13 protein-coding genes are annotated in these 13,797 nt (G+C 29.2%); 4 read left to right on the top strand and 9 right to left on the bottom strand.

Annotated features, from left to right (window positions below; translation table 11 throughout):
* Positions 1 to 7: 7 nt before the first annotated feature.
* From ribB to tpx, 6 genes are read right to left on the bottom strand one after another with little or no spacing between them, the layout of a single operon-like run.
* A complete protein-coding gene (ribB, locus tag JEY78_RS07070; RefSeq protein ID WP_291848686.1) occupies positions 8 to 1,150 on the bottom strand; it encodes a 3,4-dihydroxy-2-butanone-4-phosphate synthase in 1,143 nt (380 codons plus the stop codon).
* Positions 1,151 to 1,156: 6 nt separating this feature from the next.
* Positions 1,157 to 2,596, bottom strand: a complete 1,440-nt coding sequence (locus JEY78_RS07065; protein WP_291848682.1) for an LptF/LptG family permease — start codon at positions 2,594 to 2,596, stop codon at positions 1,157 to 1,159.
* Positions 2,597 to 2,601: 5 nt separating this feature from the next.
* A complete protein-coding gene (locus JEY78_RS07060) occupies positions 2,602 to 3,255 on the bottom strand; it encodes an outer membrane lipoprotein carrier protein LolA (RefSeq protein WP_291848679.1) in 654 nt (217 codons plus the stop codon).
* Positions 3,256 to 3,279: 24 nt separating this feature from the next.
* A complete protein-coding gene (locus JEY78_RS07055) occupies positions 3,280 to 5,667 on the bottom strand; it encodes a DNA translocase FtsK (RefSeq protein ID WP_291848676.1) in 2,388 nt (795 codons plus the stop codon).
* 52 nt (positions 5,668 to 5,719) lie between these two features.
* Positions 5,720 to 6,088 (bottom strand): diacylglycerol kinase, encoded by a 369-nt coding sequence (locus tag JEY78_RS07050; protein WP_291848673.1) that lies wholly within the window; start codon positions 6,086 to 6,088, stop codon positions 5,720 to 5,722.
* Between the two features lie 4 nt (positions 6,089 to 6,092).
* A complete protein-coding gene (gene tpx, locus JEY78_RS07045; RefSeq protein WP_291848670.1) occupies positions 6,093 to 6,590 on the bottom strand; it encodes a thiol peroxidase in 498 nt (165 codons plus the stop codon).
* A 173-nt stretch (positions 6,591 to 6,763) separates the two neighbouring features.
* Here tpx and JEY78_RS07040 point away from each other — a divergent pair, with 173 nt between their 5' ends.
* Positions 6,764 to 8,122 carry an MATE family efflux transporter gene (locus JEY78_RS07040; protein ID WP_291848668.1) on the top strand — a complete coding sequence of 453 codons (1,359 nt, stop codon included), beginning with the start codon at positions 6,764 to 6,766 and terminating at the stop codon, positions 8,120 to 8,122.
* Positions 8,109 to 8,339 carry a hypothetical protein gene (locus JEY78_RS07035; RefSeq protein ID WP_291848665.1) on the top strand — a complete coding sequence of 77 codons (231 nt, stop codon included), beginning with the start codon at positions 8,109 to 8,111 and terminating at the stop codon, positions 8,337 to 8,339. Before JEY78_RS07040 ends, JEY78_RS07035 begins: the two co-directional genes overlap by 14 nt.
* Before the next feature lie 6 nt (positions 8,340 to 8,345).
* On the opposite strand, the gene JEY78_RS07030 is transcribed toward JEY78_RS07035, so the two are convergent.
* From JEY78_RS07030 to JEY78_RS07020, 3 genes are all read right to left on the bottom strand, one after another.
* A complete protein-coding gene (locus JEY78_RS07030; protein ID WP_291848662.1) occupies positions 8,346 to 8,861 on the bottom strand; it encodes a hypothetical protein in 516 nt (171 codons plus the stop codon).
* 8 nt (positions 8,862 to 8,869) lie between these two features.
* Positions 8,870 to 9,748, bottom strand: coding sequence for an OmpA family protein (locus JEY78_RS07025; RefSeq protein WP_291848659.1), 879 nt, complete (start codon positions 9,746 to 9,748; stop codon positions 8,870 to 8,872).
* An 87-nt stretch (positions 9,749 to 9,835) separates the two neighbouring features.
* Complete coding sequence (locus JEY78_RS07020; protein ID WP_291848656.1) at positions 9,836 to 12,040, bottom strand: DNA mismatch repair protein MutS; 2,205 nt, start codon at positions 12,038 to 12,040, stop codon at positions 9,836 to 9,838.
* Positions 12,041 to 12,098: 58 nt separating this feature from the next.
* Between JEY78_RS07020 and JEY78_RS07015 the strand changes: the two genes are divergently transcribed.
* A complete protein-coding gene (locus JEY78_RS07015; protein WP_291848652.1) occupies positions 12,099 to 12,764 on the top strand; it encodes a uracil-DNA glycosylase in 666 nt (221 codons plus the stop codon).
* A gap of 63 nt (positions 12,765 to 12,827) precedes the next feature.
* The gene (locus JEY78_RS07010; RefSeq protein WP_291848649.1) at positions 12,828 to 13,553 is read left to right on the top strand and encodes a hypothetical protein; all 726 of its coding nucleotides are present in this window, start codon (positions 12,828 to 12,830) and stop codon (positions 13,551 to 13,553) included.
* The last annotated feature ends 244 nt before the right edge of the window (positions 13,554 to 13,797 follow it).

Genomic DNA, 13,797 nt, shown 5'->3' with positions numbered 1-13,797 from the left:
ACAAAGATTAGTAGTTTACATAATCAACAATTTCAAGTCCGTAACCGGTCATTCCAATACGTTTTTTTACGGATGGTGAATTTGTTAGTACACGTAATTTAGACACTTCTAAATCGTGCAAAATTTGTGCTCCAATTCCAAAATCTTTATCATCTGGCTGAATTTTAGGAACGTTATTTAGTTCAGCTTTTTGAGATTTTTTTAATAATGACAATCTGTTAATTAAATTAAAAGATTGGTTTTCTTGACTAATAAAAACAGCAACACCTTTTCCAGCATCGTTAATAATTTTAAAAATCCTTGAAAAAGAATCATCCGGACTCATAGTTAATAATCGTATAATATCATTATTAATTAAAGCTGAATTTACACGAACTAAAACTGGTTCATCTTTCGTCCAAGTGCCTTTTGATAAAGCTATATGAACCTGATTATTATTTGTTTGTTTGTAGGCTTTTAAATTAAATTCACCAAAACGTGTTTGTATAGTGAAATTTTCAATTTTATGAATTAAAGAGTCATATTTCATTCGATAGGCCACTAAATCTTCAATTGAAATAATTTTTAAATCGAATTTTTTAGCAACTTCAACTAGTTGAGGCAAACGAGCCATAGTACCATCTTCGTTTAAAATTTCAACTAGAATTCCAGCAGGTTGAAATCCAGCTAATCGTGCTAAATCTATAGCTGCTTCTGTATGTCCAGTTCTTCTTAAAACTCCCCCTTGTTTTGCTCTTAAAGGGAAAATATGCCCAGGTCTGCCAAAATCCTCTGGTTTTGTTTCTTTTTGGGTTAAAGCTTTAATTGTTTTGGATCTATCTTGAGCAGAAATACCTGTTGTACAACCTTCCCCAATTAAATCTATAGAAACGGTAAATTGTGTATTATGTAGCACCGTATTTTTATTTACCATTAAAGGCAAGTCAAGTTCTTCAGCACGTTCTTCGGTAAGTGGAGTACATATTAATCCTCTACCATGCTTAGCCATAAAGTTAACCATGTCTGGTGTTACGCATTCTGCGGCGGCAATAAAATCACCTTCATTTTCTCTATCTTCATCATCAACAACAATTATAATTTTGCCGTTTTTAATATCTTCAATAGCTTCTTGAATTGTATTTAATTTAATGTTACTTTTTAAAGTTGTCATTATCTTTTAATTGGTTTTATAAATTTTTTTTGAAAACTTTTTTATAGTTTCAAAAACGTTATCAATATTAAATATTCCCATTCCTTTTGCGGCACGCCTTGTAAGTAAAATTCCAAAAGGGAGTAAGATTAAAGTAGAAAGCCAACTTCCAAACAATGTAGAAATAGCACTTTCTTCTGATAAATTTCTACCTAATTGAGAAATAAAGAAATAAATTACAAAAATGGTAATAGCCATAATCATTGGTAATCCAAATCCACCTTTTCTAATAATGGAACCTAATGGAGCCCCAATAAAAAAGAGGACTAAACAAGCTAATGAAAAGGCAATTCTATAACTTAATTCAAAATCGTATAAATTCAGTAATTTACGCTGTTCTTTAAAACCTCGCATTTGATTATCATTTCTTGAAATGATTCTTTTAATATTTTGTAATGCATCATTAATTACAATGCTTTTATTTGCTACATTAAAGTTTTCTAAAATGATAGGGTTTAAGCTATCTCTTCGTATAGTATCGGATATTTTATAGAGGTTTTTTGCTTTAAAACTATCATAAAAATAATTGGAATTTAAGGTTACTTTTTCATCAAATGTTACTTTCTCCTTTTTTGAAAAAGAATCTAACTGTTTTATAGTTAGCATTCCATGATGTTCTTTAACAAGTGTGTCGTTTAATTTTTCAGAATCATTAAAAGAAGAAACATCAATATTTATGATATATGTTTTAAAAGTAGCTCTAGATCCGGGCATTTTTGCACGTTCAGTAGGCGAATATGAAGATTTCATATGGTCTTCGTAATAATTACCGTTGTTTAAAGTCAAGGTCATATATTTACTACCTTCATCTGTTGTAATTTCTCCTTTTTCCGCAGTTATAACTTTAATTTTTCCTTTCCCGGCACTTAAATCAGCAATTTGAACGTTTTTTAATAGATTTTCTTCCTCACCATATTTTTCATCAAATTTTATACTAAAATTAGGAATATCTGTGTTAAATATGCCAGGAACCAAAGCCAATGCTGGTTTCTTTTTTTTCATATTTAAGTACAAATTCTTTTGTTTTAATGTTGCCCAAGGATAAATATTATTTAAAAAAACAAAGTTTAGAGCACTTAATAATACTGTTAAGATTACTAGTGGAAGAATGACTCTTTTCAAAGAAATCCCAGCAGATTTTATAGCAGCAAATTCATAATTTTCCGCTAAATTACCTAAGGCCATAATTGATGAGAGTAAAATTCCAATTGGTAAAGCTGTAGGTGTTAATATTAAAGCTAAATACCAAAGAAATTTTAGAATAAAAAACAGGTCAATACCTTTTCCTGCAATTTCATCAAAAGCAAGCCAAAGCGCTTGCATTACTAAAACAAAAAGAACCACAAAAAATGTGGCTAAAAAAGGTTGTAGAAAACTTTTTAAAATATATTTATCAAATATTTTCAAGACGATTATTTTGGCTCAGAGATTGAATATTTTTTCTGGTCTCTGTATTTTGACATGTCAAAGATAAAAAGCTTTTCTGAAACTGGTTGATTTGTTTTAAAACTTCTTACTTCAAGTGTTGTTGTCGTATTATTTTTCCCAGTTTCTATAATATTATAAATATGATTTGTTTTAGCGTCAATACCTACTAAAACATTTGAAATTTCTGAACGCTTATCTGTAGGAGTTAATTTTACATATTGAATTTTAATTCCTTTAATAGTTTTAAGATCATCCATTGCATAACTAAATCCAGTTTTATAAAATGAAAACATTTTAGAAGGAGTAATTGTTTCTTCATTGTTTTTTGAAGGTTTTTGAATAATTACTTCTTCATCTTCATGAATAATTAAGTATGTTTTTTTTCCATCATATAATTGTTCTGTTCCCATATAATTTAAATGGTACAAATCTCCTTTTAAAGTAACATTACCTAAAGTTTCTTGATGCACATTTGCTTCATTATTATCTAACTTGTGGTTAAATTCAATATAGATGTTTTTATAGCTTTCTACTTTTTTTGCAACATTGTCAAGTAACGATTTTGCTTCTTGAGATTTTTGCCCAAATGTTTGAACACTTATTAGTATAACTGCAATTAAAATTATTAATTTTTTCATTCCTTTTATAAAATCTATTATTCGTTAATTTTCTTCATTGTTTAATAAGAAGTTTAGAGCAGCTTCATCTGCAATTAATACCTGACGCGCCTTGCTTCCTTCAAAAGGTCCAACAATACCAGCAGCTTCTAATTGGTCAATCAATCTTCCAGCTCTGTTGTAGCCTAGTTTTAATTTTCTTTGTAATAACGATGCAGAACCCTGTTGTGCATGCACAATCACTAATGCGGCATCTTTAAATAAAACATCGCGTTCGCTGATATCATTATCAAGACTTGTGCCAATTTCCTCACCACTATATTCAGGTAACATATGAGCATCTGGATATGCACGTTGTGAGCCAATAAAATCTGTTATTTTTTCAACTTCAGGAGTATCTACAAAGGCACATTGTAAACGTATTAAATCATTTCCTGCAGAAAAAAGCATATCACCTTTACCAATTAATTGATCGGCTCCAGAGGTGTCTAAAATTGTGCGTGAATCTATTTTAGAGGTAACCCTAAATGCTGCTCTAGCAGGGAAATTGGCTTTAATAATACCAGTAATAACATTCACCGATGGCCTTTGTGTTGCGACAATTAAATGAATCCCTATAGCTCTAGCCAACTGCGCTAAACGGGCAATAGGTGTTTCTACTTCTTTACCGGCAGTCATAATTAAATCAGCAAATTCATCAATTACCAGTACAATATATGGTAAAAACTTATGACCATTTTCTGGATTTAATTTTCTAGCTTTAAATTTAACGTTGTATTCTTTAATGTTACGAACCATGGCTAGTTTTAGCAAATCATAACGATTGTCCATTTCAATACACAACGAATTTAAAGTGTTAATTACTTTAGTTGTATCGGTTATAATAGCTTCATCTGTATCTGGTAATTTAGCTAAATAATGACGTTCAATTTTATTGAATAATGTTAATTCAACCTTTTTAGGATCTACCAATATAAATTTTACTTCAGCGGGATGTTTTTTATATAATAATGATGTTAAAACGGCATTTAACCCAACGGATTTTCCTTGTCCGGTTGCACCAGCCATTAATAAGTGTGGCATTTTTGCAAGGTCAACTACAAAAGTTTCGTTTGAAATAGTTTTACCTAATGCAATAGGTAATTCCATTTCAGAGTTTTGAAATTTAATGGATGAAATTACAGATTTCATAGAAACCATGGTTGGCTTTTTATTTGGAACTTCAATACCAATGGTACCTTTACCAGGAATTGGCGCAATAATTCGAATTCCCATTGCGGAAAGTGAAAGTGCAATATCGTCTTCTAGGTTTTTAATTTTTGAAATTCGAACACCAGCTTCAGGAACTATTTCATATAAGGTAACTGTTGGCCCAACTGTAGCTTTAATTCTATCAATACCAATATTGTAATTGTTTAGTGTTTCAACAATTCTATTTTTATTGGCTTCTAATTCTTCCTGATCTACAGAAATACTTTCGTTATAATCGCGTAATAAGTTTAGCGTTGGAAATTTATAGTTTCCTAGTTCTAACGTTGGGTCAAATTCACCAAAGTCTTTCACTAATTGGTCTGATAAATTTTCTTCCACATGATTTTCTTCCACAATTTTATCTACATCAATGGCAACATCATCTTCTTTTTGTTCAGTTGTATGAATAATTTTAAAATCTAGTTCGTCATCAGGTTTTTCAAAGATTGGAGTTGGTTTTTTATTTAAAGGAATTTCAATTGTAGGCTGAGGAACTGAAATAACGGTTTTTTCAACTTCGTTATTTTCTGTTTTTCTGTCATTATTTATTTCGTCAATGGCAGTTACTTCATTTTCTAACCCTGTTTTATCAGATTTTACTGCACTATGTACAATTTCAGGAGTTAATTTAAAACGAATTACTAAATAAGTAATAAGTAAAAAAAGCAAACTTAATATTAGCCCAGTTTTGCCTAAAAATTGCTGTAAATAAGCGTTTAATTCAAACCCAACAACACCAGCTAATAAAGCATTCTTTTTAGCAAAAAAGGCTAAAGAAATAGCAATCCAAACCATTCCTAAAAGTCCCCATCCCCAAAATTTACGCACCTTTATTAGCGTTTCTTTTAGAAAGATAGAAAGCCCTGTAAAAAATAGAAGAATTGGTAAATAAATAGCTGCAATTCCAAAACCTTTATATATTGATAAGTGACTTAAACTGGCACCAATTTTTCCTAATAAATTATTTACGGAAACTTCTTTGTTGGTAAAATTGTCAAGTTGACTTTGGTCTTGTTGCCAATTAAATAAATAGGAAATAAATGAAGTCATCAGAAATATACTGAATAAAACCAGAAAAGCACCCAAAATAGTTTGTGTTTGCCTATTCCCAAAAAATAATTTTATTTTTTGAAAACGCTGTTTATCAGTAGATTTGCTAGTTGTTTTTGTTTTTTTCGCCATTTACTTCAATATCCCACAAAAATAGAAAATTTATGTGATTGCGTTTAAATTACTAAATAAATTTAGGTATATAAATTATTAAACCAATAATTACAGCAAATATTGCAGCAAAAAATGCAGCGCCTGCAGAAATATCTTTTATAAAGCCAATTTTTGTGTGATAATCTGGATGTACAAAATCAGCCATTTTTTCAATTGCAGTATTTAATGATTCTGCTACCAAAACTATTGAAATTGCCATAATTTGGAACAACCATTCGGTAGCAGAAATATTCATTAAAAAGCCAATTATTGTCATAATAATGCCAATAATAACTTGTGCTATGATACTTTTTTCAGATGTAATTAATATCCAAAAGCCTTTTGCAGCATATTTAACAGATTTTATTCTGTTTAGAAAAAAATTACGTTCTGAATTCATTTTTTTAAAGCGCTTTTAAGGCAGCTTCATAATTTGGTTCGTCCACAATTTCAGGAACTTGTTCAGTATAAGTAACAATACCTTCTTCATTTACAACAACAACAGCTCTAGAATGTAAGTTTGCTAAAGGACCATCTTTAATGGTTAATCCATAAGATTTTCCAAATTTCCCTTTTGCAAAGTCAGATAATGTAACCACATTTTCAATGCCTTCCGCACCGCAAAAACGCGCTTGTGCAAATGGTAAATCTCTTGAAATACATAAAACTTTTGTGTTTTCTAAACTTGCAGCTTCTTTATTGAAATTTCTAACTGATGCTGCGCAAGTACCTGTATCTAGGCTTGGGAAAATGTTTAAAATTAATTTAGAACCTTTAAAATCTTTTAATTTAACTTTTGATAAATCAGATTTTATTAATGAAAATTTAGGAGCTTTTTTTCCTACTTTAGGTAAGGAACCAACTGTTTTAATTGGGTTTCCTTTTAGTGTTATTTTTGCCATAATATTTATTTTTTAGTACTTAGTAAGTGATAAGGAACAAATGTACATTTTTTAGTGGTCTTTTAAAATGAAGATTGATGAATATTTTATAATAAAATGAAATTTAAGAAAATATAACTAATTCAATAAGCAATTTAAAATATGTATCTTCGCAAACTGAAATATAAGCAACGTTGAAATTAAAGAATTATACTTCCGAATTCAAAAATAATTTAAAATTAGCCACACCAATAATGATGGGTTCGTTAGGACATTTATTGGTTGGATTAATTGATGACATAATGGTAGGAAGGATTGGGCCTGTGCAACTTGCAGCTACATCTTTGGGTAATAGTTTGGTATTTATTGCACTATCAATAGGAATTGGTTTTTCATTAGCAATCACACCTTTAATTGCTGAATCTGATGGGGAAGGAGATAAGGAAAGGGGTAGAAGTGTTTTTCAACATGGGTTAATTTTAACATCTATAATAGGTGTTGCTATGTGGATTTTGTTATTGTTGATAAAACCTATATTATATCATTTAGATCAACCTGAAGAAGTTGTTAAATTAGCTATACCTTATTACGAAATTGTAGCATTTTCTATGATTCCTTTAATGATTTTTCAGGGATTTAAACAATTTACGGATGGATTATCTGAAACTAAATATGCTATGTGGGCAACCATTTTAACAAATGTTGTAAACATAGTTTTAAACTTTGCTTTAATATATGGATTTTGGATTTTCCCTCGATTAGAAATTGTTGGCGCAGCTATTGGAACATTGGTTTCAAGGTTTGTTATGGTGTTCTTTATTTATTATGTTTTAAAGAAACGAAAAAAATTCGCCATTTACATGAAGAAATTGCAATTGGCTGAAATTAGCAGTACTGTTTTTAACAAAATTATTAAATTGGGATTTCCAACAGCTTTACAAATGCTTTTTGAAGTTGGTTTGTTTACAGCTTCCGTTATTTTAGCTGGAACTTTTGGTGCGCTACCGCAAGCAGCAAATCAAATTGCTTTAAAGTTAGCATCCACTACCTTTATGATAGCTGTTGGAGTAGGAGTTGCTGCAACAATTAGAGTTGGAAATCAAATTGGATTAAAGAATTATGTGGAATTACGGAGAATTGCCTTTTCTAATTTTTTACTCATTTTTATCATTATGTTTGGTTTTGCAATAAGCTTTTTCCTTTTGAAAGATTTGTTGCCTTGGGTTTTTACATCAGATTTAGAGGTAATTAAAATTGCATCGAGCTTATTGGTGGTTGCGGGATTTTTTCAACTTTCAGACGGTTTACAAGCTGTTGTTTTAGGTGGATTGCGAGGGTTGCAAGATGTAAATGTTCCTTCAATTATAACATTTATAGCCTATTGGATTATTGGTTTTCCGGTTTGTTTTTACCTTGGAAGAACTTTAGATATGGGCCCTTACGGTATATGGATTGGGTTGTTAACAGCATTAACCAGTTCTGCAATAATGCTATTTTTAAGATTTAATTATTTAACAAATAAATTAATACAAGAGAAAAATGAACTTACCTAAATTTTTGTTGGGAGACAATACAGATCATCAAGACGCAATTTTTGTGATACATACAGATTTTCCACGTTTTATAATCAATTTAGTTGATGATGAAATTGAATGGTTTGAAGATTTTCAAGGAGAAGATCAAGAAGAGTTAGAAATTCAAGTTGCTACATTAATTGAAGAAGCTTCAGCTTTTTATGATCGTGAAATGGAACGTTATAAAAGCGAATAAAGTTTCTTAAAGTTTTTTATTGTTTAATAATTTGTAGGCTTGGCCTACCCAATCGTCACGTTCAATTCTACCAGGAAAGAACTTGATTAAATCTGTTAATTCATCAATATCTTTACTTGTAAAGTTGGTAATTTGAGTATAATTATAAATTCCTACATCATTCAATTTTTCTTCTATATTAGCCCCAATGCCTTTTATTTGTTTTAAATCGTCTTTGGTTTCAGCAGATGCTTTTCCAATAGTTTCAAAGTTTAGACCTTTAGCTTCTTCAAAAACAGTTTGAACTGTTTCTTTTCCTCCTCGTTCAAAGGTTTTTTTAGCTCTAATTTTACTAATATCATCTACCAAATCAAATGAATCATCATGATTTACATCAGCATGTTCCAAATCTTTATAAGTAGTTGTTTTTTTTGATTTTCTTTTAAGAGTTCCAAAGTAAAAACCAATTATAAAAGCTCCAAGTAACCAAAAAAACAGTTCTGCCAAATGAATTAAATTTTGATTTGAAAATATAGACTGCATATATGTTTTTATTTAATAATTTTTATTTCTATTCTTCTATTTTTAGCTTTTCCTTCTTCGGTATATTTATTAGCAATTGGTTCAGCTTCTCCTTTTGAGGTTGTTGTTATGTTTATGGATTTTAAACCTTTTTTTATAAAATAATCTCTAGTAGCATTTGCCCAGTTTAAACCTTTCACAATATTGTTTTGAAAATAACCGTCATTATCAGTGTGTCCAGTGATGCTTATTTCAGAAGGTACCTGTTTTTTGCAATACTTTTTTAGTAATGGTAGATATGTATTTAGTTGAATGGAATCAATAATTGTATTTTCATCAGTAAAAATAATGTGTAAAATTTTGTTAGCAATAGTTTGTTCAATGCTGTCAATTAAATGAGGGTTTCTTGTTTTGAATTGTAATTTCACACCATTTAAAGCTTTATTATTTTGGGTAAATAAATGTTGTTTTGCAAATTGATTGGTTTCAATTCTAGCGGAGTCCACGTTGTTTGATATCAATAAATTTTTAAAATAATCTGCTCTTTTAAAACCTAAATTAGCACTATTTTCTTCAGAAGAAAAATAACCTGTAATTGAACAGTTCTTATCATAATTGTTTAATAAATAGTTCTTTACACTATCTAAAACAGTATTTTTATTAGAAGAAAAAAGAACACTGTCTTTATTTTTAATAATTGTTATGGTTTCATTAAAGGTAAATAAAGAGTTGTTTTTAAAATCAGTAATTACAAATAAAGGTCTATTAATTTCAGTTGAATTTACTTTAGTATTTTCAGTTTCAGAAAAGCAATTATGAAAAATTTTATTTGAAATAAAATAGTGAAAAGTTAAAGCAATAATAGACCATATAACAAAAGTAATAAGGGCTTTACTATTATTTAACATGGTCAGATTTTTTGCACGCTAAATTTAAGAATATATTTTTTTAAAACAAATATAACTTGCTATAGATGTATTAATTAAAAAATAAATTTATTTTTTGGCCGCTTGTACCAATTCTAATTTATTTAAAGTTGTTTTTGTAGTAAATACGCCATAATTTATAAAGGCGTTTTTCTTTTCAATTTTATCAATAGTTCCAACAGTGTTACTATCAATAATTCTAACTTTGTCATTAATTTTAAAAACGTAGTCTGCTTTTTGTTTGGCAATTACTTTATCTACCTTTATTTTTTCTTCACGGACTTTTTCAACGGCCACCAAAACTTCTTTTTCCACAACCTTCAATTTTTCTTCGGCTTGTTTTTTCTCAACAGTTAATTTTTTCTTTTCAACTTTTGTTTTAGGTTTTGGAGGATTCTTTTTTAGGAATTTTGTTTTTTCAACAACCAACCAATTATTAAAATCGGTAGTTAACGCCTTTTTATTATTGGTTTGAAAATATTTATTTAATAAATCGTTTATTTTTCTACCGTATTGCAACATTTTTTGGTTGCTATCATACAGCTCTTGAAAGCTTTCTAATTTTTCCTGAATTTTTAGTTGTTTTTCAGTTAAATTATCCGTTTGCTCAATGGCTTTCGTTTTTTCTAGCTCTAAAGTTTCAGAAGTTAGTTGTAATTTATTTCGTTCTTTTTGAAGGTTTGAAATTGTTTTATCCAGTCGAACTTTTTCACCTTCAACACGTTTTTTAGCTTTGTTAATTAAACTATATGGAATTCCGTTTTTTTGAGCAACTTCAAAAGTAAATGAGCTTCCCGCTTGTCCAATAAATAATTTAAATTTTGGTTCTAAAGTTTTTTCATCAAACTGCATATTTGCATTAGAAACAAACTCCAATTCACTGGCTAATACTTTTAAATTGGCATAATGTGTAGTAATAATTCCAAAGGCTTTTTTAGAATAAAATTCTTCTAAAAATATTTCAGCCAATGCGCCACCCAATTCGGGATCACTTCCAGTTCCAAATTCATCAATTAAAAAAAGCGTATTTTCATTACATCTTCTTAAAAAATTACGCATATTTTTTAATCGGTAACTATAAGTACTTAGTTGATTTTCAATAGATTGATTATCTCCAATATCCGTTAAGATTTTATCAAAAATAAAAGTTTCAGAACGTTCGTGTACCGGAATTAATAAACCACTTTGCAGCATGGCTTGCAATAAACCAATGGTTTTTAAGGTGATACTTTTTCCACCGGCATTTGGTCCAGAAATAACAATTATTTGTTGTTGTTCATTTAACTCTAATGTTTGCGAAACCGTTGGGATGTTTTTGCTATTATTTTTTAACAATAAAATAGGATGAAAAGCATCTCTAAAATAAATTTTCTTTTCTGAAGTAATTTTAGGCAAACACCCATTTATTTTTTTTGCGTACTTAGCTTTTGCTCCAATGACATCTAATTTTGTTAAATATTTTTGATATTCCAGTAAATTGGGCGCAAAAATGCGTAGGCTATCTGTTAATTCTTTTAAAATTCGTACAATTTCTTCGTGTTCATCAAACAATAAATTTTGCAATTCTCGGCTATATTGTAAGGTGGCTTCTGGCGCAATATATACAATACTTCCTGTTTTAGAACTGCCTAATAAACTTCCTCTCACTTTTCTTCTGTGCATTGCTTGTACAGCAAGTACTCGCTGATTGTCAACAACCGATTCTCTAATTTCATCTAAATAACCAGCACTGTTGTAATAGGCTAAAGCTTTGGTAAAACTAGCGCCAATTTTTCCTCTAACAGCGTTTATTTCACTTCGTATTTGTCGTAAAGTTGGCGATGCATTATCATTTACTTCAGCAAAAGGAGTAATGAATTTTTGAATATTTTCAACTATAAATTTCTCGTATTCAATTTCTTCTGATTTTAAATACAATATTGGATAATAATTTTTAAATGTTTTTAAAAACTTTAAGATCTCAAATACGGTAGAAGCGTTGTTGGCAATTCTTAAAAAAGCAGCTGGTTCTAAATAGCTATTTTCAATTTTTAATAAATGAATTTCCTTTAAAATATCATCAAAATAATGATTTGGAATTCTATTTTCATTTACAAATGAAGACAAATATTCATTTACCTGAAAAAGCTCTTCCTGTAATTTTTCGCGACTTTTTAATGGCTTTATTTTTTTGGTGGCTTCTTTGCCTAATTCAGAAATACACAACTCTCTTACCGATTGTAAAATGGTATTAAATTCTAAATCATTTAATGTTTTTTCTGAAATGTTACTCATAAAAAGCGCTACTTTTGAAAAGTTATACAAAAGTAGACATTTAAGACAAATACTAATAATGAAAGTAAAAATTGCCGAAAGTTGGGAGAAAGTGTTACAGAAAGAGTTTGAAAAGCCTTATTTTAAGGAACTTACAAATTTTGTAAAACGAGAATATAAAGAAAATACTTGTTATCCAGAAGGAAATAAAATTTTTGAAGCCTTTAATTTATGCGATTTTAAGCAGCTAAAAGTGGTAATTATTGGTCAGGATCCATATCACGGACCCAATCAAGCTCACGGATTATGTTTTTCGGTAAATGAAGGAATTTCACATCCACCATCCTTAATAAATATTTTTAAAGAAATTGAAAGTGATGTACAAATTCCATATCCAAAAAGTGGCAATTTAGAGCGTTGGGCAAAACAAGGTGTATTATTATTAAATGCTACGCTCACAGTAAAAGCGCACGAAGCAGGCTCACATCAAAAAAAAGGTTGGGAGCAATTTACGGATGCTGTAATTAAAACAATTTCAGAAAATAATGAAAACGTTGTTTTTTTACTTTGGGGAGGTTATGCAAAAAAGAAAAGTGTATTAATTGATGCTAAAAAGCATTGCATATTAACAAGTGGGCATCCATCCCCATTAAGTGCAAATAGAGGTTATTGGTTTGGTAATAAGCATTTTAGTGAGGTTAATAATTATTTAAAAAGCAATAATTTATCAGAAATTAATTGGTGATGAATGTCATACATTTAAAGGTTAAATTCAATTAATTTTACATCAAAATAAATAATAAAAATAATGAAAAATAAAATAAAATTTTTAGCAGTATTCATTTTAATTTTAACACTTGCAAGTTGTAAAGATAAAGGCAATTATTCTAAGATAAATTCACCTTTAGAAACTGTAAATAGCGACCTTCATAAAATTGTTGTTAAAGAAAAAGTTGATGGAGGAGCTTACGCATATTTAAATGTTGAAGAAGATGGAAAAAATTACTGGATGGCAATAACAAATATGCCAGTTGAAGTTGGAAACACTTATTATTACAACGGAGGAATGGTTATGAAGGATTTTATAAGCAAACAATTAGATAAAACATTTGATTTTATAACTTTTGCCGAAAATGTAAGAACAACTGAAGAAATACAAGCGTCTAAGGAAGAACATGCGCATGAACATAGCAATACCATAGAAGAAACAATGGTTAGCACCGAAAAAATTGAAAAAGCAACAGGAGGAATTTCAATTGAAGAATTGCTTAAAAGTAAAACTACTTTAGATAAAAAAAATGTAATTGTTAGAGGCAAAGTTGTAAAAGTAAACAATGGCATAATGGATAAAAATTGGGTTCATATAGAAGACGGTTCGCAATTTAACAATGAAAGAGATTTAACAATCACAACCCAAGAAACTGTAAAAGAAGGGGATATAGTTACCTTTAAAGGAATCATAGTTTTAAATAAGGACTTTGGAGCGGGTTATGTTTATGATATAGTTCTTGAGGAAGGAACTTTAGTAAAATAAGTAGGTATAATTTTATATCATAAAAAAAGCGCAATATTATATTGCGCTTTTTTTATTAACCAAACTTAAATTATATAATTAAAACAAAGTTTACCAATTCTTCGCTTCGTATATAATTATTTACAATACTTATGCCAAAATCAGAACATTATTGTTAATTATGTGTTAAAGAATAAGTTAGTCTAACCTTATAGTTTTTTTCAAAAATTTATCTCAACTATTTTTTATATTTTCGTGAAGTAAA

Origin of the sequence: Lutibacter sp., assembly GCF_016342705.1 — a bacterium.
In the GTDB taxonomy this organism is placed as follows: domain Bacteria; phylum Bacteroidota; class Bacteroidia; order Flavobacteriales; family Flavobacteriaceae; genus Lutibacter.
This window is presented reverse-complemented; position numbering and strand designations above follow the sequence as displayed.